General features: G+C 36.6%; 23 protein-coding genes. 4 read left to right on the top strand and 19 right to left on the bottom strand.

Features of this window, described 5'->3' with window-relative positions; all coding sequences use genetic code 11:
- Position 1: 1 nt before the first annotated feature.
- From HZR84_07550 to HZR84_07475, 16 genes are all read right to left on the bottom strand, one after another.
- On the bottom strand, positions 2 to 1,069 hold the full coding sequence (locus HZR84_07550; GenBank protein QNL21795.1) for an alanine/ornithine racemase family PLP-dependent enzyme: 1,068 nt from the start codon (positions 1,067 to 1,069) through the stop codon (positions 2 to 4).
- 4 nt (positions 1,070 to 1,073) lie between these two features.
- A complete protein-coding gene (gene alr / locus HZR84_07545) occupies positions 1,074 to 2,225 on the bottom strand; it encodes an alanine racemase (GenBank protein ID QNL21794.1) in 1,152 nt (383 codons plus the stop codon).
- Positions 2,226 to 2,227: 2 nt separating this feature from the next.
- Complete coding sequence (locus HZR84_07540) at positions 2,228 to 3,349, bottom strand: amidohydrolase (GenBank protein ID QNL21793.1); 1,122 nt, start codon at positions 3,347 to 3,349, stop codon at positions 2,228 to 2,230.
- A 1-nt stretch (position 3,350) separates the two neighbouring features.
- Positions 3,351 to 4,772 (bottom strand): sodium:solute symporter family protein, encoded by a 1,422-nt coding sequence (locus tag HZR84_07535; protein QNL23214.1) that lies wholly within the window; start codon positions 4,770 to 4,772, stop codon positions 3,351 to 3,353.
- A gap of 13 nt (positions 4,773 to 4,785) precedes the next feature.
- On the bottom strand, positions 4,786 to 5,226 hold the full coding sequence (locus tag HZR84_07530) for a GNAT family N-acetyltransferase (GenBank protein ID QNL21792.1): 441 nt from the start codon (positions 5,224 to 5,226) through the stop codon (positions 4,786 to 4,788).
- A gap of 322 nt (positions 5,227 to 5,548) precedes the next feature.
- Positions 5,549 to 5,812, bottom strand: coding sequence for an RNA-binding protein (locus tag HZR84_07525; protein QNL21791.1), 264 nt, complete (start codon positions 5,810 to 5,812; stop codon positions 5,549 to 5,551).
- 364 nt (positions 5,813 to 6,176) lie between these two features.
- Positions 6,177 to 6,623, bottom strand: a complete 447-nt coding sequence (locus HZR84_07520; GenBank protein QNL21790.1) for a hypothetical protein — start codon at positions 6,621 to 6,623, stop codon at positions 6,177 to 6,179.
- A gap of 225 nt (positions 6,624 to 6,848) precedes the next feature.
- On the bottom strand, positions 6,849 to 7,079 hold the full coding sequence (locus HZR84_07515; protein ID QNL21789.1) for a hypothetical protein: 231 nt from the start codon (positions 7,077 to 7,079) through the stop codon (positions 6,849 to 6,851).
- Between the two features lie 17 nt (positions 7,080 to 7,096).
- Positions 7,097 to 7,555, bottom strand: a complete 459-nt coding sequence (locus HZR84_07510) for a hypothetical protein (GenBank protein QNL21788.1) — start codon at positions 7,553 to 7,555, stop codon at positions 7,097 to 7,099.
- A gap of 23 nt (positions 7,556 to 7,578) precedes the next feature.
- Positions 7,579 to 8,589 carry a DUF1028 domain-containing protein gene (locus HZR84_07505; protein ID QNL21787.1) on the bottom strand — a complete coding sequence of 337 codons (1,011 nt, stop codon included), beginning with the start codon at positions 8,587 to 8,589 and terminating at the stop codon, positions 7,579 to 7,581.
- On the bottom strand, positions 8,586 to 8,819 hold the full coding sequence (locus HZR84_07500) for a hypothetical protein (protein QNL21786.1): 234 nt from the start codon (positions 8,817 to 8,819) through the stop codon (positions 8,586 to 8,588). The genes HZR84_07505 and HZR84_07500 overlap by 4 nt, the downstream gene beginning before the upstream one ends.
- A 50-nt stretch (positions 8,820 to 8,869) precedes the next feature.
- The gene (gene msrA / locus HZR84_07495; GenBank protein ID QNL21785.1) at positions 8,870 to 9,415 is read right to left on the bottom strand and encodes a peptide-methionine (S)-S-oxide reductase MsrA; all 546 of its coding nucleotides are present in this window, start codon (positions 9,413 to 9,415) and stop codon (positions 8,870 to 8,872) included.
- A 32-nt stretch (positions 9,416 to 9,447) separates the two neighbouring features.
- On the bottom strand, positions 9,448 to 10,545 hold the full coding sequence (locus HZR84_07490; protein QNL21784.1) for an acyl-CoA desaturase: 1,098 nt from the start codon (positions 10,543 to 10,545) through the stop codon (positions 9,448 to 9,450).
- Positions 10,546 to 10,694: 149 nt separating this feature from the next.
- On the bottom strand, positions 10,695 to 11,792 hold the full coding sequence (locus tag HZR84_07485) for a hypothetical protein (protein QNL21783.1): 1,098 nt from the start codon (positions 11,790 to 11,792) through the stop codon (positions 10,695 to 10,697).
- A 115-nt stretch (positions 11,793 to 11,907) separates the two neighbouring features.
- Positions 11,908 to 12,615, bottom strand: coding sequence for a response regulator (locus HZR84_07480; GenBank protein QNL21782.1), 708 nt, complete (start codon positions 12,613 to 12,615; stop codon positions 11,908 to 11,910).
- An 8-nt stretch (positions 12,616 to 12,623) separates the two neighbouring features.
- Entirely contained in the window at positions 12,624 to 14,411 is a 1,788-nt protein-coding gene (locus HZR84_07475) for a tetratricopeptide repeat protein (GenBank protein QNL21781.1), read from the bottom strand.
- Between HZR84_07475 and HZR84_07470 the strand changes: the two genes are divergently transcribed.
- A complete protein-coding gene (locus HZR84_07470) occupies positions 14,403 to 15,395 on the top strand; it encodes a T9SS type A sorting domain-containing protein (GenBank protein ID QNL21780.1) in 993 nt (330 codons plus the stop codon). The two genes, HZR84_07475 and HZR84_07470, sit on opposite strands and share 9 nt — an antisense overlap.
- Before the next feature lie 66 nt (positions 15,396 to 15,461).
- Here HZR84_07470 and HZR84_07465 read toward each other — a convergent pair whose 3' ends face one another.
- The 3 genes from HZR84_07465 to secA are packed head-to-tail and all read right to left on the bottom strand — an operon-like array spanning position 15,462 to position 20,564.
- On the bottom strand, positions 15,462 to 16,652 hold the full coding sequence (locus HZR84_07465) for an amidohydrolase (protein ID QNL21779.1): 1,191 nt from the start codon (positions 16,650 to 16,652) through the stop codon (positions 15,462 to 15,464).
- Positions 16,652 to 17,197 (bottom strand): hypothetical protein, encoded by a 546-nt coding sequence (locus HZR84_07460; GenBank protein ID QNL21778.1) that lies wholly within the window; start codon positions 17,195 to 17,197, stop codon positions 16,652 to 16,654. The genes HZR84_07465 and HZR84_07460 overlap by 1 nt, the downstream gene beginning before the upstream one ends.
- 1 nt (position 17,198) lies before the next feature.
- Positions 17,199 to 20,564: a preprotein translocase subunit SecA gene (gene secA, locus HZR84_07455; GenBank protein ID QNL21777.1), complete on the bottom strand. Its 3,366-nt coding sequence runs from the start codon at positions 20,562 to 20,564 to the stop codon at positions 17,199 to 17,201.
- A 168-nt stretch (positions 20,565 to 20,732) separates the two neighbouring features.
- Here secA and HZR84_07450 point away from each other — a divergent pair, with 168 nt between their 5' ends.
- From HZR84_07450 to HZR84_07440, 3 genes are read left to right on the top strand one after another with little or no spacing between them, the layout of a single operon-like run.
- The gene (locus tag HZR84_07450; GenBank protein ID QNL21776.1) at positions 20,733 to 20,936 is read left to right on the top strand and encodes a hypothetical protein; all 204 of its coding nucleotides are present in this window, start codon (positions 20,733 to 20,735) and stop codon (positions 20,934 to 20,936) included.
- Complete coding sequence (locus HZR84_07445; protein QNL21775.1) at positions 20,924 to 22,084, top strand: OmpA family protein; 1,161 nt, start codon at positions 20,924 to 20,926, stop codon at positions 22,082 to 22,084. Before HZR84_07450 ends, HZR84_07445 begins: the two co-directional genes overlap by 13 nt.
- Positions 22,085 to 22,507 (top strand): YjbQ family protein, encoded by a 423-nt coding sequence (locus HZR84_07440; GenBank protein ID QNL21774.1) that lies wholly within the window; start codon positions 22,085 to 22,087, stop codon positions 22,505 to 22,507.
- The last annotated feature ends 157 nt before the right edge of the window (positions 22,508 to 22,664 follow it).

The raw sequence follows: 22,664 nt of genomic DNA, 5'->3' as shown, positions 1-22,664 counted from the left end.
TTTATTTTACCCTTTTCTCAATGTATTTGGAATTCATTATTCTGAGCACACCAAAGTAATCCATTTCAAATTCGAGCAGATCGCCTACCTGATAGTTTTGCTCATTTTTACCTAAATCAATTACCAGCATATCCGAGGAAGCTCCGACAATCTTTAATTCTTTGTTTTTGATTTTAATATGGTTTTCATCAATATCTAAAAGGCCCAAATCGATGATGGCTCGATAAGATGTTTCGGAATAGGCATCGTCAAATTTTTTAGTTTCACCCAAAAGATTTTCACCGAATTCTCCGAGCGGAACTTTGGGTTTTTCAATGAGCTCAATTATTTCTGCATATAACTGAAACACATCGTGTTCCATGGTTTTAAATGTGCGGTTATGATAAACATCCGTGCCTAAATAAAGCGTTTCACCAACTCTAAAGTGATTGACTCCTGCAGGGAGCAACCCTTCAAAAATTAATGGAATGGAAACAGATGAACCCCCTGACACAAAATCTATCTTTCTATCGAATCGCGCTTCAATTAATTGTTTGTAAAGTGATAATTGAATTAATTTATCATGACTTGGCAGAACGCCATACATACAGGTAAGGTTGGTTCCGATGCCAACTACTTTAATGTTCGGCAGTTTAAAAATACGTTCATAGAATTCTAAAAGATCATCCCGCATGACACCCTCTCTCAACTCCCCCAGTTCTATCATAATAATGATTTTATGAAGCGTGTCTTGTTTTTTGGCCTCTTCAGACAACATTTCAATCGTATCGATTTCGGTATTAAAACTGATATCCGCATATTTGACCACAGCGGGAATTGAGCGTTTGGGTGGTGGTTTTATATAAATAGTTTCGGTATCGGGATTGAGCGATTTTATGGTTTTAAGATTCGAAACACGTGAATCGCAAAAGTTTCTTATCCCAAGTTCCAAAAGCTGTTCAAGAAATATTTTTTCACCACAAAGCAGTTTTGAAACAACGGCCCACTTTATGTTTCGGGGACTGAAAACATTCTCCAAAGCCGTATAATTCTTTTTTAGTTTTTCTTTATCTAATGTGATAAAAGCCATATTTTTATTTGACTACCTCTCTTTTAATATTTTCGGGCAAATGGGCCAAAACTTCGTAATTTAATTCATCACTGTAATTTGTAAATGCTGACACCTTGATCTCCTGATCACCTTGATTTCCTATTATTACAACTTCATCTCCAATTTGAACATCTGGAACGTCAGTTATGTTGGCAATTATCATATTCATATTTATGACACCGATAATATCACAGGAATGTCCGTGAATTAAAATTCTGCCTTTATTGCTAAGCGATCGATTATAACCCATGGAATAACCAATGGGAATTATAGCTGTACTAATATCTCTTTGCGTAAGGTAGGAAACCCCATAACCGACAAATTCCCCTTCTCCGATATGATTAACAGACATCACTTTACTTTTCCAGGTAATTACTCTTTTAAGTGGGTCCGTTTTATCTTTTCTGTTTTGCACATAGAGAATTAGCGATTCATTGCTTGGCCAAAATCCATATAGCATAATTCCCATTCTAACTAAATCAAAGCGGGCCTTAGAATAATTAAATGCACCAGCAGAACAAGCAGCATGACGATAATCCGGCACAATCGAGAGTGATTTCATATTGCTCAAAACAGCATTGTATTTTTTTAATTGACGTATAATTCTTTTGTAATTGGAAATGCTCTCAGGACCGGCCAAATGTGTACAAAGCCCTTTGATTTCTATATGTTTTTTGTTCTCCTGAATGATTTCAACCACTTCATCGATTTCTTCTTTTAAAAGACCGACTCGATTCATACCGGTTTCAATTTCCAGGTGGACTTTCGCTTTGCATTGCAATTCTTTTGCATGGTTAACAGCCAGTTTTAATCTTTTAGGATTAAAAACAAAAAATTCAAATCCCTGCACAAGTGTATCGTGGATGTCTTCATCAGATATCCAACCCATGATCATTATGTCACAATTGGATTTAGTAACCAATCGCACCCTCATGGCTTCGGTATAATCAAACACAGAAAAATGATCAATTCCATTTTGTTCAAAAAGTGGGACCATGTGTTCTATTCCATGACCGTAGGCATTGGCTTTTACCACTGCTGAAATTCGAATGTCAGCACCCATTTTTTGCCGAACAAAGTTTACATTGGTTTCAACTGCACTTTTTGAAAGCAGAATGTTAGATGTACCCCGCATTATTAATAATTGTAATTTTCACTAATTTTTAAAAACATTTTAGCTCCGGTTTCAATAATTTCATCAGGGAAATCGTAGTCGGGGTTGTGAAGAGATGGCTGATTTTCTCCTGATCCCAATCCAAAAAATCCACAATCACATATTTCAGAGAAGTAGCCAAAATCCTCTGACCATTTAAATGGTTCTGAACGCTCAATAAGGCTTAAGTTATAAAATTCAGCTGCATTTTTTATGATTTCGAGGCAATCGTCATTATTGGTAGTGGCAGGAAAAACTTCAGAATAAGAAATATCAATACGCAAACTTTCATCTTTGGCTATATCCTTGATCAAAAATTCGGTTTTTTCAGTGAGGATTTTCATGTCTCTATCGCGAAATGCTCGCAATGTCATTCTAAGTTCACCATAACCCGCGGATGTACCAAAAGCAATTTCACCGACATGAATATTCACAATTGTTATTAAAACAAGCTTTTCATAAACACTTGCTTTGAGAATTTCGTCCAGTTGTAATATTATTTTTGAAATGGCAACTGAAGGGTTAACTCCATTTTCTGGTTCTGCTGCATGAGATGTTTTTCCATATAATTTGAGAGTTAGGCCTTTTGAAGCGGAAGCGAAACTTCTGTCTTTTACAATTATACTGTGTTTGGGTCTCCCCGGAATATTGTGAAGTGAATAAGCAAAATCTGGTTTTATTTTTGAAAAGGCCTTGTCAGCAATTACATTTTTAGCGCCCTGGCCTGTTTCTTCGGCCGGTTGAAAAAGGATTATAATTCTACCTTTTTTCGGTCTTTTTTCAGAAATGTATTTAGCCAAAGCAAGTAAAATGGCCATATGACCGTCATGGCCGCATGAGTGGGCAATCCCGGCATTATTTGATTTGTGTTCTAAGTTATCTTCTTCATTTATGGGTAATGCATCCAGTTCAGCTCTAAATAATACGCAAGGGCCTTCTTCATTGCCGCGGAAAATATAAGCTTTTCCTGTTTCAGCTAATTCTATTTCCTCATCGGGCGAAAAGGAATTCATGACATTAGAAATATAATCAGCGGTTTTGTATTCCCGTCCTGATAATTCCGGATGTTGATGAAGATGTTTTCTGTGTTTTATAATGTCCTTCACTCTATTTGTTATTTACAAGTGATATGATAATAAAAATTAATGCAGATAGGCTAATCCCAAAAAAGTTTTCATCCAAACCCCAAGGCAGGTCGATATCAGAAAGAATTAACACCAGAGTTGTTAATCCTCCAAAAATCATGGCGTACAATGCGGCCAATGAATTCGGTTTTTTTAATACCAATAAGCCGAGAACCGGGACAAAAAGACCGGAAACCATAAAAGCATAGGAATAAAGCATTAACTCCAGAACATTTTGCATCATGGTGGCCAATAAAATTGCCAGAATTCCAATGACTAGCGTAATAAGCTGTGAGAATTTTATACTATTCTTCTTTTTCTTTTTTGAAATACTTCCCATGATATCGGTAATAAAATTACCGGAAGCGGCAATTAAACATGAGTCCGCTGTGGACATTATTGCAGAAAAATAGGCCGACATCATGAGGCCCATCATTCCAATAGGAAGTATATTTCTTAAAAACATGGGCAAGCCCAACTCGGCATCGATTTCAGAACCAGGAGGAAAGCCCAATGCGGTAAACATGCCTTTTTGAAATGCAATCTTTGCAAAAAACCCGAGCACTACACCCATAAATGCCATTAGCGGCCACTCGAAGACCCCGGCTATAAACCAGGCCTTTTTTGCAGTTTTTTCATCCTTACAGGCATAAATCCTTTGGTAAAGGGTCATTCCTACAAACCAAATAGGAATAATCGTAATCGCCCAATTAAAAAATTGACTTATCGAAATATTGCTTAATGAAAGGTCTCCAGGACTGAGAAAATCCCTAATACCAGCCCAGCCACCCAGCTTCATATAACCTATGGGAATACCAATGAGGACAAGACCTGCCATTAGAATTATCCATTGGATTGTATCGGTATGAATCACTGCTTTAATTCCACCAATCACCGTATAGGCCACCGCAATCACCCCCATAATTAAAACGGCGTTTTGAATACTTATTGAAGGGAAGGTTGACGAAGCCAGTTTAGCTCCGGCGAGAATTTGAGAACTCGTAAAGCCGATGTATCCGATTAAGGAAATAATACCGGCAATAAATGCAACACGATCATTATAGAAATGTGATAAGGCCTGAGGGAAGCTTAAAAAATTCTTCTCATTAGCAATTGGATATATTCGAGGGATTAAAAATACTGCGCTTAGCCATGCACCGATTAATCCGGTAAACAACATCCAACTTCCCGAAATACCCATGACAAATCCCAAGCCACCGAGGCCAATTGAAAAACCGCCACCTACATCTGTGGCCACTACTGACAAACCAATATGACCGGCCGACATCTTTCGTCCACCGACATAATAATCATCGTCCGATTCATTTTTGTTTAAAAAATACACCCCCACTCCAAGCATAAAAAGCAGGTATACAATAAATATACTTAGGTCTATCCAGTGAATGTCCAAAGCCTGACTAACGTTTTAGTCTCATCTCCAAATAAGGATTTGTGAAACCAAATTTTTCATAAAGAAATTTTGCCGGGTTGTTTTGCTCAACGTGAAGGGCGATATCCCCACTGGCATGAAGTAAGGTTGCTTCCATTAGTTTTTTACCAATTCCCTCACCTCGATGTTCTTTGTGTGTTGCAATGTATACTAAAATATTTTCAGGAATGTATCCGCCCATTCCCGTTTGATTTACGATTACCGCGCCAAGAATTTTGTTGGATTCTGACAATACCAAGGTAAAGCCTCCAAAAGAAGTGGACTCTTTAACGGAGTAATTGATTGCTTTGAGTATGTGTTCTTTAGGATCTCCGTATTCCTCCAGATTATCATAAAGAAAATCAATAATCTCATTTTTTTGTAAGGTTGTTGGCCTTTCTAGTGCGTTATATACTTTTATGTCTGACATATAAAATGATTTATCCTATATCTTATAGAATTTATTTAAGTATCAAAAAAAAAATTGAGATTTCTGATTTAAGAACTGAATTGAAATCGAAAAATTTGTTACTCCTTAGGAATTTGAGGAGCTAAGCAAACGCTAATTGAGATGTTGTATTAAAAAGTATTTGATGGCCTAATCAATAGAGATTTGACCTAATCCTTGTCTTTACTGAATACAATTAAATTAGAATCTCCCTTGATTCAATGGAGTGTGAAAATAGATATTCAAATGAAATGAAAACCGGACATTTAGCCCGGTTTATACTGTTTCAGTATGAATGATTATATTAATATCTGCCTCCTCCACCTTCACGTGGATTTGCTTTTTTTACTACAATTGCTCTGCCTTCTACCTCTTTACCATTTAATTCATTAATGGCCGCTTGCGCTTCAGAGTCATCAGGCATTTCGATAAATCCAAAACCCTTGGAACGGCCTGTGAATTTATCCATAATTATTTTTACAGAACTCACTTCACCGAATTGTTCGAAAAGGTCCTGTAATTTTGATTCCTGGATAGCATAATCCAGCTGAGCTACGAAAATGTTCATTTGAAAATTATTATATAAATATTTATTGAAGACGTAATAATAGGATTATATATGTAAAATTTTGAATAAGTAAAGAGCCTTGTAGAAAATATTTCTGTGGAGTCAAATTACCGATCATGGTAAAAATAGACAATATTTTATCAATACAGGGCAGAAAGGCTAATAAAAAGTAAATTCATGAATTATTCTAATGTTTAAATGGCAGAGATAAATGGCCTGTTTACCGTATTTATTCAATAAAGGATAAATTGTTCAATCGATAAAATAGTGGTTATCAGGGCTAAAATCCATTTAGAATTAAATTAAATGCATAAAAAACCCTGTTGATTTATCAACAGGGCTTATTTTTCAAATGAATTTTAGATTATTTCTTAAAAATTAATCGTGTAATATAGATTCCATCGCCATCTTGTTTTCCGGCATCGCTTTCTGCGGCACTGGTCACAAACACCAATTCCCATCCTTCGGCCACCAAAGCATTGATTTTTGAAGTCATCAGCGCATCATTTGAAGCTATGTTTTGAAAATTGATACCAACAACACTGTAAAAATTTAAAAGTTTTGCTTCTGTAAACTGATCAATTTTAGCATCACCTCTTTTAACATTTCCCATGCCACTTTTTTTGCCGTCTGTTCTTTCGGTTGTGAAATCATCGATATTCAAAGCCGTTTTACTTTCAATTAATCTTGATCTACCCAAGCCACCTGGAACAATTGATTCAACAATGGTAACAACCTTGTATTCGGTTTGGGCTTCGCCAAATGTAAATGCGGCCATTATAACAGCCAATGCAAGCATTAATTTTTTCATGTTTTATTATTGTTTTAATGAAGTATAATAATATGAAATTATAAGCATAAGTCCATTTATATATTTGTCATTCAATACGGCTTAGATCATTGCTGTAAATGCGTTTTCGAAATTCATTTGGTTTTAAGTGATTCATTAAATCAGGCCCCTTCCTATGGAAAGAGTCAATGATCGCTACAAAAATCTTTTCTTATTCATTGAACTGAGATAAATTCTCATATTCCGTTAAAGGAGGATTTCAATATTATTGCTACTGTCTTTTTCACTAATCAGCAATTTATAAACACTGATGTAGTTCAGTTCTATTGCTTTTTCCCTGAAGACTTTCCAATTGTTTTCATAGAAATAAATAGGTTCTTCTGTTTGCCCCGCAATGCTACAGACAATTTTAACACTGTATATTTTTCCATTCTGGGCCATTATCCTCGGATGAAAAAAGAGATAATTAAGACCCAAATGATAATTTTCATCGATTATGAGATTTTTAAAGGGATCGAATGATTTTTAGATATAGATTCCATTTCTTCTGCTAAATTTTTTTTATCCTGATCAAATTTTAACATGATTCTACTATTATCAACAAATAAAAAAGCAGCATATCCGGTTTCTTTTATATCGGCAAAATTGACCCTGGAATTAACCCTCTGTGTGCTGATGACCCTGGTGATTTTTATTCCTTTTACTTCGTCATATTTTTTTTTGAAGCCAAGAGGTATTCCGAGAAAATTGTAATAGGTCAAAGTGAATTTTTCAATGGGCGCAAACAGAATGTATTTCTTCAATAAGAAAAATGGAATTGAGATCAATGCAAAAAAGACTGCCGGAATGAAGAATGATTTTATTGCTAGATAAATAGCTGAGAGGGTCAAAATAAGCCCAAGGACCGTACTTTGCATTCCTATTATTGATTTTAGTTTGAATTTGTATTGCATTGCATTGAATGTGTAATTCCAATTTAGTATTTAATAAAATGCTTGTGAATTGGATATTCAATTTCCGGTATAATTAACATATACGCACCGCGTTTTAGCCTACGGACATCAATAGTATTGTTTTCAGTTTTACCTTTCTTGATCAGTGTTCCTAACATATTGTAGATTTTAAAGTCGACTTCAAGCTCAATATTTTTAATTAAAAGCTGATCTTTAACCGGGTTAGGCAAGATATCGATAGAATTACCATTCTCAAAAGACCTGAGAGGGCTAGGAAAACTATCGCAATTTGCAGTAATCGCATTATCAAAGAGTTTTTGAAGTGAGTCAATCGGTTCAATAGCGGATCCGTTTTGGGTCTGAACCGAAATTAAAAATGAAGGATTTCCAAATGTATCGCTGGCCTGTGCAACTTTCAGAAAAGCGAAAAGAGAAGATGTTCCGTTTGCCGCACATCTGGAATCAGCACCAATGACATTCGCTCCCTGCATAGCATACATTAATTTGCATTTTAAATCGCCTTTGGCCCGCAGGAAGCGGGATTCCATAGAATCGAGAATTTCGGGGCCCAATAGTATATTTCCTTGTATTGCGTAATTTTTTCCCAATCGATGTCCGGTATAGGCATTAGTTTGTGAACCTGTAAAAGCCGCCGTTTCGGGGGAACCGTTAATAAGTGCTGCAATACCGTATTGTCTTATTTCCGGATTGGATTGGTCATCGTTGTTTTGTAACCATTGAATAGCCGAAGCAGGCGAATTTCCTAATAGTAGCTGATTGCGAGCATTGATTTGGTTGTTTTCCAAATAAAAAGCCTGAGTGTTGATAGCCGCTAAACCGGGTAAAAGCTCAGCTAAAAAATCAGTTGAATATTGGGGAAATGATGTTAAATCAACACAGGAAGCTCCAGCACTTCCAACTTCAGAATTTGCCGAGTCCACGGCAACAATAGAAAAAGTATCCTGAGCATTTACAATTATTGCATGAAAGAGAAAAAATCCAATGATAAAAGCCAGTTTATTAATAAATCTCATATCAAAAGAACTTTTTGTCTTTTTGTTGAGGCATCTATCATTTTTATATAACTAACTTTTTGGCCCGATTTTTCGGATACATAAAGCCAATCTTCTCCTTCCCTGACCAGTGTGCAAACATCGAGTTCGTATCTAAGGGATTTGACTTTTGAGCCATCTTTTAATGGTTCACCATTTAAATCCTCAAGCGAGCTTAATTTCTTAGACCTTTTTTTGAAGAGCTTAAACATCTAATAAAAGTAGATATTTTCAGTCAAAAAAAAATTTCCGAAACTGTTTTCTAATTTGCTTGAGCCAGCTTATCAGCAAAAACCTTTTTGAATTTATCGAGCTTTGGTTTGATCACCAAATTGCAATAAGGCTGCTCAGAATTATTATTGAAGTAATTTTTATGATATTCTTCGGCTTCATAAAAATTATCAAGTGGAGATATTTCTGTTACAATGGGGCCATTAAAAGCACCGCTTTTGTCAAGTTCAGCTTTAAGGCGATTGGCAATCTTATTTTGATCATCGTTATGATAAAATATTGCGGATCTGTATTGCGTACCAACATCGGCACCTTGTCTGTTTAATGTGGTGGGATCATGCGTTTGCCAAAAAACTTCTAATATCTCTTTGAAAGAAATGGATTCAGCATCGAATTCAATTCGTGCTACTTCTGCATGACCGGTTCTTCCCGTGCAAACTTCCCTGTATGCCGGATTTTTTATATGACCTCCGGAATAACCGGGGATAACATTTTTAACGCCTTTTAAATTTTGAAATACAGCTTCAATGCACCAGAAGCATCCTGCACCAAGTGTGGCGCTTTCCAATTTTTCCATGCTTTGATAACTAAAACTTTAGGAATAAGTTTCTATGCAACCTTAAGGTTTTTCTGAGTTCCAAACTGCTTAAGCATAAACATATGAGACTTTATTGCTCCTATGAAAGTTTTATGGGAATGATATGGCAAGCCGTATTCTTCTGCAGTTTGCTTTACAATTGGAGCGAGTTTGGTATAATGTATATGACAAACTTTTGGGAAGAGATGATGCTCTACCTGAAAATTGAGGCCCCCAAACAAGAAGTTAATAATTGGATATCCGGTTGCAAAATCTGAAGTTGTCCTCATTTGATGCGCAGCCCAATCGTCCTGGATTTTACCTTTTTCATCGGGTTCCGGAAATTGAGTGCCTTCCACCACGTGGGCCAACTGGAAAATTAAAGCGAGTGTTAACCCTTCCACAAAGTGGAGAATAACAAAACCAATTAAAATTTGCCACCATGCCAATTCAATTACGAGCAATGGCACAGCCAGGAAAAGAATATAATAGAGAATTTTAAACCCAAAAAGTCTAATATATTCTACAGTAGGATTTTTCATTGTATAACTTCCTATTTTATCCTGAAAGAATTTCTTATAATCTTTAATGAAGACCCAGGAAATAGACGTCAATGCATAAAGGAAAAAAGTATAGATATGCTGATACCTGTGAATTTTCCATAGTTCCTGTTTGGGATTTAATCTGATAATAGGAATTTGTTCAATGTCCTCATCATGATCAGGAATATTGGTAAAACTGTGGTGAACGATATTATGTGAAATATTCCACATATAATCATTTGCACCAATGATATTAAATATTACAGCCAGACTTTTATTTACCCATTTTTTTGATGAATAAGAACCGTGAATAGCATCATGCGCAATATTCAGTCCAATTAAGGCTGCAGCAAAACCATTTAACATGGCTAAAAGCAGCATTTGCCAGACAGAAAACATATTGCTCAAAAGCAATAAATAAGACCCCCAAAAAACACTTAATATCAATGCTGTTTTAAAGATCATTGCACCATTTGCATGACGCGAAATATTATTAGAATCAAAATAATCGTTAACACGAGCTTTTAATACATCGTAAAACCCACCCTTTTCTGCTTTTAAAAATCTAACTGCTGAAATATTACTCATTATGCTTAATTTTCACTATTAAAAAGCCAAAAGTCTCAGACCCCGACTAAAATTAAGTGGCAAAGATACGGATAAAAGCTGATGCATTAAAAAAAGGCAGTAATATCACTGCCTTTTTATTAACATAACCAATAAAAACAAGTTAGATTCTAAATCTGAGCACCACAGCCATAAGATTGCAGCTCTCCTAAATCATTAAAAATAAAGTGCATATATGCATCACCTGCCACAACCAGGTAGATATCATTTTCACCATCATAATCGTAATAGTAGAAAACATTAGGCAATAGATCTACTTGTTCTACAGGACCAAAACTACCGGATTCTATCTCTGCACCATCTTCTGTATAAGTCCAGTCGATATTGCCTTCTGAGCTAACCGTGAAATTACCGGCACCCTTACTTCCGTCTGCCCATGTATCAATGTATTTGTAATCACCGGTGGTATTGCCAGGCTCGGTTACTTTGAAGCCTATAGCAAAGCCATTTCCTGTTCCTAAATCCATAAGGAAAACAGTGGTTGTGCCTGCCGCATAAGCATAACCGGTATAATTACTTCCATCTAATGAGATATCAAACCTGTCGCTTTTTGAACCGTTTAGGGACCAGGTACCGTCGAGATTTGAAATGCTTTCATCTATTGGCCATTCCAATCCGGCAGATGCTAAATCCTCAACAGATAATACTTGCGAATCACTGCCATCTCCACCTGAAGCCAGGTCAATTAAGTGTATGTTTCCATCAGCTGTCAAAGAGAAAACGCCATATTCTTTATAAGAAGTACTTCCGTTAATATTTACATTTCCCAGTCGGATATATATATAATCGCCGGCGATTTCATTTAGTCTTGTTGAATTGTCAATTTCAGAACTGACTCCAAAACTAATATCGTTTTGCGCATTTCCCGAAGGGAAGTTTCCGACAACTATTTTGTCGTCTAATTCAACACCAAAGAAATTACTTCCATCAGCACTAACTTTATAAACACCTTCCAAACCGTTAAGGCTCATAACATCATAATTTCCCGACTCGGTTTCTCCTGTTGTTTCATTGTCCAACACGTAAGACTGATTTACCTGATCTATTGAAAACGTAACAAGGTCTCCATAAGATGCAGATCCCGAATACTTATTTGCATCGGCTGGTGTGCCAGGATTCGGTGTTGCTGGGCTGTCTTCGCTATCATCTCCACATGAAAAGATGAAAAAAGACGTCATCATAACTAATAAGATACTTTTCGCATTCATAGTTTAAAATATTTAAAATGGAGTGTAAACAATTAGATATGTCTGTTCAAAAAAAAATTTCTTTTGTAGATAACAGAATGTCTTTTGTGAATGGAGGGAATTTTTTTGTAAGTGATTAAATAAATCTGAACCTTTTAAAGAAAGCCTCTTTGTAGCTGTTTGCAACAGGAAGTTTGTATTTGCCGATAATAACCTGATGGCCATCGAAAGCTTCAATTTGTTTGATATTAACAACGTAAGAGCGGTGTATTCGATACAAAGCAGAACCGGAAAATTTGGAAAGGAGATTTTTTAAATTTATAGTTAGGGTATAGCTCTTATTCTCTGTTGTAATTATGCTATAACTTCCTTTTGCTTCGATGAACAAAATATCTACTAAGCGTATTTTTGTGAACCTGTTGGCATCTTTTATAAAAAATGAATCTTTGATCAAATAACCATTATCCAGTTTTTGATCGGAGAGGTTTGAAAAAGCGACGTCAATGGCTATTGCGAGATTCCTTTCTTCATAAGGTTTAATTATATAAGCTGCAGGCTTAATTTTTTTTGCGCGAATCAAAGTCTTTTCATCTGAAAGTGCAGTTAAAAAAATAATTGCAACTTGATGAGAAGCCAATATTCTTTCGGCAAGACTTATTCCGTCTTCTTTACCATTTAAATTAATATCGAGTAAAAGTACATCAGGGGATTCAGTGCGGATAAGATTTTCAGCTTCCTGCGTATTGTCCACTGGCCCTAGAACTTTATAGCCAAAACCCAACAAGCGTTGCTTTAATTCTTCTGAAATTATGAAATCATCTTCAACGATTAAAACTTTTACCACCTGATCCATTAGGCAGAAAGGCTTTTATAACTAAAACGCAAATTATATTCTAAACCCTTCAATGAGTTAACTTCCATAGTTCCGTGTAATTGTTTTACAAGTAAATTTACCAGTGACATCCCAAATGCCGTGCTATTTTCATTATTTTTTTGAGCGTCCAAACCTTTGCCATTGTCCTTGATAATCAATCGTAATTCCTTCCCAATATTTTCAAAATTGACTTCCAATTTGGGTTTTTCAGTTTCCGGAAAAGCGTATTTGAATGAATTACTTACCAATTCATTTACGATTAGGCCAACTGGCAATATTGTATCAATGTCCAGCTTTAATTTATTAATATTCATGGATAAGGCACCCTGGTCAACCCCATAACTTTCGCTCAGGTTTAACAATAGTTCACGTAAATATTTCTCAGCATCTATTTCAGCTGTATCTTCCTGAAGGTACAAGTTTTGATGAATCATCGCCATAGCTTTAATTCTGCTACGGCCTTCTTCCACAGCCTCCTTTACTTCTCCTTCATCTAAGCGCATGGACTGCAAACTCAACAGGCTCGAAATCACTTGTAAGTTATTCTTCACACGATGATGCAATTCACGAATTAGTGCTTCAATACGTTCATTTTTGTTTCTAATAACTTTATTATTTCTGAAAAGAATAAAAGAAAACATTAATACTGAAGCTGATAGTACTGAAATCCAGAGGATTATTAATTCTTTCCTTGAAAGTTCTTCTTTTTGCTCAACAAGTTTTTGTTCCTTCTCACGGGTACCAAGTTCAGTCTCTTTTGCTTTAGTATAACTTACTTTTTTATCATCAAACCATTCCCTTTCTCTGTTTAACAATTCATTTTGAACAAAAAATGCTTTTTCAAAGTCTCCGCTTTTCTCAGCAACTCTAACGTACTCGATAAAAATATTTATCCCTTCTTCAGCAAGACCAATTTGATCGCTATACCAGAGTGCAGAATCAAAAGCGCTAAAGGCCTTTTGATATTTTTTCTCAATTCCATAAATGAGTGCTTTGTCAAAAAACAGGTACCCTTTTGAATAAAAAGATAAATTTTCATCCGGATACAATAATTCAGTTTGTTCTATTAAAGATCTGGCTTTCTCTATTTCACCTTTCATTATATAAACCTGTATTATTTCAGCCAGAATAAGTACCAGCCCATCATCGGTGTAATTACTTGTCTGTTTCGTTAACTTAAATGCGCTGTTTAAATAAAGTAATGAACTATCATATTCACCAATCTCCCAGCAAAGAGAGCCAATGGCATAAAAAGAGGTTATTAGTTCTAAAGAATCTTCCAGGTTTCTATAATAACTAAGACTGTTATGCAGAAACTTTTTTGCTTCAGTATAATCTCGTAATTCTTGCTTTATCATGCCTATGTTGTGCATGAGATGCGCTTTTTCAAAATCTTTATTTTGGATGGAATTAATTTTTTCAAGGAGAAATAATGCTGTATCATAATGACTCAGCGCCTGATCATAGAAACCGCCAACATTATAGCTTACACCAATACTTCTATGGGCTAGAATCACTGAGCTGCTGTCCTTAATATCTTTTGCATAATTGAGTGCCGAGAAAGCATAGTGAAGCGAAGAGTCAAAATTCTCGAAGTCATAGATCTGCGAAAGGTGTATCAAAGCATCATAAGCACGCGCCTTATCGGCATTAGATATTATCTTTAAAAGACTGTCTTTTTCTTTTTCAACTTGTTGTGCAAAGCAATGTTTGAAACTAAATAATAGTAAAAGAACAGTTAGACTTATTTTATAGTTATGTATCAAAAGGAAATTTTCTCAGCTCATTCAGGTAAACTCAAACACATTAAAATAGCACGGGTCGAAACATTATTACACCTAAAGAAAACAAAAAGTTATCTCTTTTTTAGTTTTTTGACTATTCTGATAACTCATGGGATAAGTTTTGCTCAGTTAAATCAATTACCTATCAATTATAAATTTTTAGCACTTGGAGATTCTTATACAATAGGGCAATCAGTTTCAATCACCCAGCGATGGCCACTACAATTTGTAGACTCATTGGCTTCCAGAGGAATATCAAATAGCAATCTCACATACATTGCACAAACGGGGTGGAAAACCACTGAATTGATACAAAACATACAAAATGTAAACCCTCCTAATGATTTTGATTTGGTGAGCCTATGTATAGGAGTGAATAATCAATTTCAAAGAGCAAGTATTTCTGACTATAAAAGAGACTTGATCATTTTGATAAGTAAAGCCAAAGAAAAGGCAAAACAATCATTTGATAATGTATTGGTTTTGAGCATACCCGATTATGCCTACACACCTTTTGGCCAGGCATCTCTAGCTTCAGCGCAAATAAGCTCGGAAATTGATGATTTCAATCTGGTGAAAAAATCAGTATGCGATAGCCTGGGTGTTCGGTACATCAATGTAACAAGCATTTCACGACTTGGGCTGGTTAATCCGCAATTGGTTGCCAATGATGGCCTTCATCCATCGGCATTGCAATATTCAATGTGGGTGGGTGAAATATTATCCAATATCAGTGCAATTTCAGAATTAAACAATAAGGAAGTTTTGGTTTTTCCAAACCCTCTGATAAATTCTATTAAGATTTCTGAAAAGGTAAAAAACTGGAGGATTTTGGACTTAAATTCGAAAGAAGTTCGAAACTCAAGCAACGATCCTAATAATCTAAATTTAAAGTCTGGGGTCTACATTATAGAGTTGAAATTGCACTCTGAAGAAATACACAAAAAGAAGTTAGTTGTTAAATAATAATCTATATTAAACGACTAATGTAATCTCTTGCTATGTTATTTAATGATAGTTTTTGGCTAATAATTAGCATTCCAATTCTTTAACCGCCAGCCAGGCCATCAATGCAGAACCTATCTCAAGCGCATCCTCATCGATATTAAAGGTGGGTGTATGGACTCCTGAGGTAATGCCCTTAGCTTCATTTGCTACGCCGAGCCTATAAAAACAGGCATCCATTATTTGAGAGTAAAAAGCAAAATCCTCTCCGGCAAGCCAAATATCCAGATCCACTACTTTGTCTTTTCCCAAAAGCTCAATAGCGGCTTCTTTCATTCTTTTGGTCAGTCCGGGTTCATTTTCCAGATAAGGGTAACCTTTGCGCACTTCAATTTTACATTCGGCTCCAAAGCTTTCGCAAATTCCTGAAGCTACTTTTTTAATGAGTGTATGCGCTTTATTTCGCCACTCCTCATTCATAGTTCTGAATGTGCCTTCAATATAAACTTCATTGGGAATAACATTGGTAGCTCCATTGGCTTCAATCTTGCCGAAAGACAATACACTCGGTATTTTAGGTGGAGCATTTCTTGAAATCACCTGTTGCAATGCAGTAATCATTTGCGCCTGAATGGCAACAGGATCCACAAGGTTTTCAGGCATCGCTGCATGGCCTCCTTTACCGATAATCGTAATATAAATTTCATCAGCGCTGGCCATATACATACCCTCTCTGAAACCTATTGTTCCTACAGGAAGGTAAGGCATCACATGTTGTCCAAGAATGCTTTTTGGTTTTGGGCTTTCAAGAGCTCCGGCTTTGATCATTAAAGTGGCACCACCCGGTATTTTTTCCTCTCCGGGCTGAAAAAGCATTTTTACTGTTCCCTCAAAATGGTCATTAAGGTTATTTAAAATTATTGCCGTTCCCAATAACGAAGAAGAATGGACATCATGGCCGCAAGCATGCATAACACCTTCATTTTTTGATTTATAGGGGACCTCATTTTCTTCTTTGATTGGCAAGGCATCTATATCAGCTCTTAGGGCAATGGTTCTTTTATCTGCATTTTTTCCACGCACGTATGCGACTATTCCTGTATCCGCAACACCTGTTTGATGTTCAATGCCGTATTTTTCTAAAACTTTAGAAATAAATTTAGCTGTATCGTATTCTTGAAAAGACAATTCCGGATGGGCGTGAAGGTAATGTCTAAATTCAATGACCCTTTGTTTGTTTTCTGCAGCCAGCTTTAATATTTCATTTTTAATATCCATTAATGAAATTGAATTTTATCCAAGTCTATAACTTCCGGAACCAATAGTGCTGTTGGGATAGCGGCTTTTAGTTTTAAATAGGTTGAATATGCCGTTATCCGATCATAATAATTGCCCACCTTTACTTTGAAGTAAGGCCTTTGGTAATTCATATATACCTCCGTTTTGTCATCCAGAATTTTCAGGGCTTTTCCTCTTTCAAAAATGGCTTTTTTTCTATCTGAACCATTGTATAAAACAATTCGATAACCATAATAAGGGACGGATTTGTTGAGTTTGGATAAGGTATCCATTAAGACAAGCAAACTATCTGAAAAACGATTATTGCTCATGAAAAAATCAGAATTTTCCAGAAAAACAGAGTCTTTTTTTAAATGGTCTTCCCTGACCATTATAGAATCCAAATGAAAAGCAGGGAAAGTGGGCCGTAAACTATCGAAATTAATATACTGTCTTTGACTCAGTGGATTTTTCTGGCTCTGCACACTTTTGCAGGCCAAGAAAGGCATCAAAATTACCAATATCCACTTTGAAAAAAAGCTCATTTTAATTTTCCAGTAAAACGCATTTATTATTTAATACGTCTTGTTCGACGGTTTTAAACTTAACATCTTTTTTAATACTGCCATCGGCATACTGAACCGTGACACGATCATTTCTTCCGGCAACCTTTTTTGATTTCACAGGTGCAGTAATGCTTGGTGCCTGAGTTCTATTCGCCTGGCCGCCACCACCGGACAGAAGGGAACCGGCCTCTTCTTTCTTTGTATTTAATTTTTCTTGTCTTCTGCGAACCTCCCTTGCTTCTCTTACATCCTGGGCGCTCTCTTTTGGCAAATCAGCTTTTAAAAGGAATGAAGAGATCTCTCTATTAATCCTCGAAAGGAATGCCTTGAATAATTCAAATGCTTCAAACTTATAAATCAGCAATGGGTCTTTTTGCTCATAGACAGCCCCTTGTACAGACTGTTTCAGGTCGTCCATTTCTCTTAAATGTTCCTTCCAGGCCTGATCAATTATAGCAAGTGTGGAAAACTTCTCCAGCGAAAGTACAAGGTCTTTATTTTTCGTATTGACGGCCTGCTTTAAATTACTGACAACCTGTATTTGTTTATTTCCATCTGTAAATGGAACAACTATATTTTCAACGGTAGCGCCTTTAGTATCAAAAACATCTTTAATTACCGGGAAGGTCTTCTCGGCAATTTGTTTGTTTTTTTCCAAATAATGCGAATAGGCCTGATCATACAATTTCTCGGTCAATTCCGGAAGATTTGCTTTTTTTAATTCATCCTCGCTTATAGAAGGATCGATGGAAAGTAGCGTAATACAATCCAGTTTAAACCCTTCATAATTTTCGGAACCACCATAGGAAATAATTAATTCTTCGGAAATATCATAAATCATATTCATGATATCGAAGGCCAATCTTTCACCAAAAAGTGCATTTTTTCTTCTCGAATAAATCACCTCTCTTTGAGAATTCATCACATCATCGTATTCGAGCAATCTTTTTCGAATTCCAAAATTATTTTCTTCAACTTTTTTCTGTGCTCTTTCAATGCTACTGGAAACCATTGAATGTTGAATAACCTCTCCCTCTTCAAGCCCCAGTCGGTCCATCACTCTTGCAATTCTATCCGAACCAAAGAGTCGCATCAGATTATCTTCCAAACTCACAAAAAATTGTGAAGACCCTGGGTCACCCTGCCTACCTGCCCGGCCCCTAAGCTGACGGTCAACCCTTCTGGATTCATGCCTTTCTGTACCGACTATGGCCAAACCTCCTGCTTGTTTTGATTCGGGAGTCAGCTTAATATCTGTACCTCTACCCGCCATATTGGTGGCAATAGTAACAGTCGATGGTTTTCCTGCCTCAGCAACAACTTCAGCCTCTTTTTGATGTTGTTTTGCATTGAGTACCTGGTGCTTGATGTTTCTCAACTTCAGCATTCGGCTAATTATTTCTGAATTTTCCACCGATGTGGTACCGACCAGTATCGGTCTTCCGGCATCTGCCAATTCAGATATCTCATCAATTACAGCATTGTATTTTTCACGAACCGTTTTGAAGACCTTGTCTTGTCTGTCGTCACGGACAATTGGAACATTGGTTGGTATTACGACCACATCAAGTTTGTAGATTTCCCAAAATTCTCCGGCTTCTGTTTCGGCAGTACCTGTCATCCCCGACAGTTTGTTGTACATCCTGAAATAATTCTGGAGTGTTACAGTTGCATAAGTTTGGGTGGCTTTCTCAACTTTAACATTCTCTTTAGCTTCAATGGCCTGATGCAATCCATCAGAATACCTTCTGCCATCCATAACACGACCGGTCTGTTCATCGACGATCATGATTTTGTTTTCCTGTATGATGTATTCAACATCTTTCTCAAATAAGGTATAGGCTTTCAGAAGTTGATTGATGGTGTGAATTCTTTTGGTTTTTTCACCGTAATCCTTGATCAGTTTTTCTTTTTGTTTGGCTTTTTCTTTAGGGTCGAGGTCATCTGCATTCTCGATATTTCCAATTTCTATGGCTATGTCAGGAAGAATAAAAAATGAAGCGTCTTCACCTTCTCCGGTTATTAAATCAATACCTTTTTCAGTAAGCTCGATATTATTGTTTTTTTCATCAATGGTGAAATACAAAGGCTCATCAGCCTCAGGCATCATTTTTGAGTTGTCTTGTAAATAGAAATTCTCCGTTTTCTGAAGAATCTGACGCATGCCTGTTTCACTGAGAAATTTTATCAGAGGCTTGTATTTAGGCATACCTCGGTAGGTACGAAAAAGAGGCAATCCGCCTTCTTTTTCATTGTTTTCCTTAATTGACTTTTTAGCCTGATTGAGATAATCACTTACCAACTTTCTCTGGGCATCTACAAGCTTGGCAATCCTCGGTTTTAGTTCATGAAATTCGTGTTTTGCTTCGCTTTCAGGAACCGGCCCGGAAATTATTAAAGGCGTTCTTGCATCATCCACAAGCACCGAATCCACCTCATCGACCATTGCATAGTGCAATTTTCTTTGCACAAGATCTTCGGGGTTCCTCGACATATTATCGCGCAAATAATCAAAACCAAATTCATTATTCGTGCCGTATGCGATGTCAGAATTGTATGCTTTTTTTCTTCCATCCGAATGAGGTTCGTGCTTATCGATACAATCCACGCTCATACCGTGAAATTCAAAAATCGGACCCATCCATTCTGAATCCCTGCGCGCCAGATAGTCGTTTACCGTTACAATGTGAACACCTCTTTTTGAAAGGGCATTCAAAAAGGCCGGCAGTGTTGCAACAAGCGTTTTTCCTTCACCGGTAGCCATTTCAGCTATTTTTCCCTGATGCAATACAATTCCTCCTATAAGCTGAACATCGTAATGGAGCATATCCCAGGTGATTCTATTTCCGGCTGCTTCCCACGAATTTGACCATAGGGCATAATCACCTTCTACTGAAACATAGTCATTGTTTTGGGCTATTTGTTTATCAAAAAAACTCGCTTTTACCTTGATGGTTTCGTTGGACTTAAATCGATTGGCCGTTTCCTTGACAATCGCAAAGGCTTTGGGTAGAATTTCTAAAAGTTCCTTTTCAAGTGCTTCAAAACGCTTTTCTTCCAGGCCATCTACCTGATTAAAAATGTCCTCTTTTTCATGAATGCCCAGGTCGGGGTTGTCGGCGACTTTTTGCTTAAGATCTTCAATCTGTTTATCAATCCCGGAAAGCGCTTTTTCAAGATAGCTTCTTAACTTTTCCGTTTCGCCTCTTAGCTCATCGTGACTTAGTTTATCCAGTTTTGAATATTCCTCGTTAATTTTTTCAACAAGGGGAAGAATTTCCTTTATATCTCTTTCGGATTTGGTTCCGAAAATTTTAGAAAGTCCTTTGGTAATTAAATTGATCATTAAAATCGATTTTGGAGTGCAAAACTATGGTTTTTAGCTGAAATAATAGATTGCTATACACGGAAATACAAAGAGATAATGCGTTAAAAACAAAATTATTATAATTTGGAATCCTTATTGCAAGCAATTGTTTCATTTAGCTACTTTACAATCAATTAATAATACAAAATGACTTCCGAAGGAAAACAAAAGCTTAGATCAATCACTCATCAAATTGAGAAGATCTCTGAAAGTCTCAAGGATCTGCTTTCTGAAGAAAAAGAAGAAGCCATTTCTGAAGAAGACGAGGAAGAACTGGATACCCTCGATAACATAAGCGAATGGTTGATCCAGCACAACGATGATTTAAAGGAAATTTTATGGGAAAAATAATCCATCTATGCCTGGCTATAAGTTTCGGATTCTTTCCTGCTTTTTCTCAGAACCTAGTACCCAATGGTGGTTTTGAAATCTATTCTTCCTGTCCGGGAGAAAAAGGGCAGATCGAATTGGCTGAAAACTGGACCAGCCCCAATACGGGAAACCCGGATTTTTTTCACGAATGTTACAGCACTACCAATCCAGTTGTCATGCGACGGGATGGTGCGGGTATACCTGTAAGTTATATGGGGATAAGCAAAACGCATAGTGGCAAAGCGATGGCGGGATTTTATCTTCACAAAGTAGAAAACGGCCTTGTTCCCTGGAAAGAATATTTGCAAATAAAGCTTAATTCAAAAGTCAAGAAGAAAAGAGATTATTGTTTTAAAGCCTATGTAAAACTTTCAGAGTTTTCGAATTATGCCACATCCAATTTTGAAGTTGTTCTAAGTAAATCGCGAATAAAAGAAGATCATGCATTTACCATTCGGGAAGAAGCGCAAATAAAACTGGATTCAGGAAATTTTTTAAACCTCAAAAACCAATGGATGCAAATTTGTTTGCCATTGCCGGCTCAAAAAAGTGCCCGTTATCTCACCATTGGAAATTTTCAACCCGTAGATTTTACAGATAAATTAATAGTAGCTCCGAGAAGTTTCAAAGAGCGGGAAAACTTTGCCTATTATTATATCGATGACATCAGCCTGGAAGAAGTAAGCAATTTGCAGGAATGTGATTGTGAAAATAGTTATGATTACAGGACACATGAACAAATCTCTGCTGATTCATTTTCTCTTCCATTGAATGAGCCTCTAATCATTGAAAATATTGAATTTGCCATAGACTCCAGTCATTTTGAGGTCAATGCGGAAGAACAGATTAATAAAATCCTTGAAATTCTAAACAATAATCCAACTTTTTATTTAAGCCTTGTTGGCTATACCGATGATTCAGGGGATAAAAAACACAATTTTGATTTGTCTTTGGCAAGAGCTGAAGCTGTCAAAACGTATTTATCTAGAAAGGGAATTGAGGAAGACAGAATCTTTTGCAATGGCCTAGGAGATGCATTTCCCCTGGCAAGTAATGCCGACATTGAAGGACGTGCACATAATAGAAGAGTTGAGTTCACCATACTCAGAAGAATTCCAAAAGATTAATTGAAAGTATTTCAGAATGAAATAGCGCTGGATGGCCGAACCCGTGGGTTTCATTTGATCACAAATGAGATATTAAAATCCATTCCGGAGATTTCTAACATTAATGCGGGGTTTTTGCAGGTGTTTATAAAACATACTTCTGCTTCACTCAGTATTAATGAGAATGCCGATCCTACCGTTCGAACAGATTTCGAGAGTCATTTTAACAATATGGTGCCGGAAAATGCTCCTTATTATCGACATACTTTTGAAGGCTCGGATGACATGCCCGCTCATATTAAAGCATCTTTGCTCGATTCATCTTTGACAATTCCTATTACAAATGGCAGACTCAATTTAGGAACCTGGCAGGGGATTTATCTTTGTGAGCATAGAAATAATGGGGGTAGAAGAATAGTAGTGCTGACAGCAATTGGAAACTAATTACCTTCCCCTTTTCCAACGTATATAATACAAACCCGACAGAGCAAAAAAGAAAAAAGCCAGGGGGTACCATGAGGCCCAACTTTCGGCAAGGCTGGAACGAAATGCGGATGCTATCAGAATGGCAAAACCCGCCAAAAGATTTAGAATAAACCCC

It is taken from the genome of Hyphobacterium sp. CCMP332 (assembly GCA_014323545.1).
Classification (GTDB): domain Bacteria; phylum Bacteroidota; class Bacteroidia; order Cytophagales; family CCMP332; genus CCMP332.
This window is presented reverse-complemented; position numbering and strand designations above follow the sequence as displayed.

What these genes read in the sequence shown, in the direction of transcription:
- HZR84_07530 (QNL21792.1), bottom strand. Translation starts at nt 5,226, where the DNA reads ATGTCAGACATAAAAGTATATAACGCACTAGAAAGGCCAACAACCTTA.
- msrA (QNL21785.1), bottom strand. Translation starts at nt 9,415, where the DNA reads ATGGAAAAATTGGAAAGCGCCACACTTGGTGCAGGATGCTTCTGGTGC.
- HZR84_07525 (QNL21791.1), bottom strand. Translation starts at nt 5,812, where the DNA reads ATGAACATTTTCGTAGCTCAGCTGGATTATGCTATCCAGGAATCAAAA.
- HZR84_07490 (QNL21784.1), bottom strand. Translation starts at nt 10,545, where the DNA reads ATGAGTAATATTTCAGCAGTTAGATTTTTAAAAGCAGAAAAGGGTGGG.
- HZR84_07510 (QNL21788.1), bottom strand. Translation starts at nt 7,555, where the DNA reads ATGCAATACAAATTCAAACTAAAATCAATAATAGGAATGCAAAGTACG.
- HZR84_07520 (QNL21790.1), bottom strand. Translation starts at nt 6,623, where the DNA reads ATGAAAAAATTAATGCTTGCATTGGCTGTTATAATGGCCGCATTTACA.
- HZR84_07460 (QNL21778.1), bottom strand. Translation starts at nt 17,197, where the DNA reads ATGAGCTTTTTTTCAAAGTGGATATTGGTAATTTTGATGCCTTTCTTG.
- HZR84_07465 (QNL21779.1), bottom strand. Translation starts at nt 16,652, where the DNA reads ATGGATATTAAAAATGAAATATTAAAGCTGGCTGCAGAAAACAAACAA.
- HZR84_07500 (QNL21786.1), bottom strand. Translation starts at nt 8,819, where the DNA reads ATGTTTAAGCTCTTCAAAAAAAGGTCTAAGAAATTAAGCTCGCTTGAG.
- HZR84_07550 (QNL21795.1), bottom strand. Translation starts at nt 1,069, where the DNA reads ATGGCTTTTATCACATTAGATAAAGAAAAACTAAAAAAGAATTATACG.
- HZR84_07505 (QNL21787.1), bottom strand. Translation starts at nt 8,589, where the DNA reads ATGAGATTTATTAATAAACTGGCTTTTATCATTGGATTTTTTCTCTTT.
- alr (QNL21794.1), bottom strand. Translation starts at nt 2,225, where the DNA reads ATGCGGGGTACATCTAACATTCTGCTTTCAAAAAGTGCAGTTGAAACC.
- HZR84_07445 (QNL21775.1), top strand. Translation starts at nt 20,924, where the DNA reads ATGGGAAAAATAATCCATCTATGCCTGGCTATAAGTTTCGGATTCTTT.
- HZR84_07470 (QNL21780.1), top strand. Translation starts at nt 14,403, where the DNA reads ATGTATCAAAAGGAAATTTTCTCAGCTCATTCAGGTAAACTCAAACAC.
- HZR84_07485 (QNL21783.1), bottom strand. Translation starts at nt 11,792, where the DNA reads ATGAATGCGAAAAGTATCTTATTAGTTATGATGACGTCTTTTTTCATC.
- secA (QNL21777.1), bottom strand. Translation starts at nt 20,564, where the DNA reads ATGATCAATTTAATTACCAAAGGACTTTCTAAAATTTTCGGAACCAAA.
- HZR84_07450 (QNL21776.1), top strand. Translation starts at nt 20,733, where the DNA reads ATGACTTCCGAAGGAAAACAAAAGCTTAGATCAATCACTCATCAAATT.